This window comes from Bacillus sp. NTK034 (assembly GCF_017303275.1).
GTDB lineage: Bacteria > Bacillota > Bacilli > Bacillales > Cytobacillaceae > Cytobacillus.
On sequence record NZ_JAFKOJ010000052.1, the window covers coordinates 1 to 311 of the forward strand.

1 pseudogene is annotated in these 311 nt (G+C 37.0%); it reads right to left on the reverse strand.

The features are described from left to right. Positions 1-204: pseudogene (locus JI665_RS28360) on the reverse strand (IS110 family transposase); the annotation flags it as partial. Positions 205-311: the final 107 nt, after the last annotated feature.

Consider the following 311-nt stretch of genomic DNA (forward strand, 5'->3'; position numbering starts at 1 on the left):
TTTAATGCTATTAATCCAGATTAACAGGGACGAAAATCCCTCTTCGTTGTTTGGAAAAGTGATTGGATCTCCTACTACAATCCCACGGAAATTCACTGCTCTGGCTACGTGAAATTGTTGTGCAATATCCACACCAACCACAAGATGTTTATCAGTAATTCTTTCTATTAGTTGATTTTGTTTGTCCTGCATTTTAAACTTCATAGTAAGGGTTCCTCCTAAGTTTGAGTTAGAGTCGTGTCTTACTCATATCTTACTGAGGAGCCCTATTTTTTTCAAAGCTCAGAAATAACGATCTACAGGAATGCTAA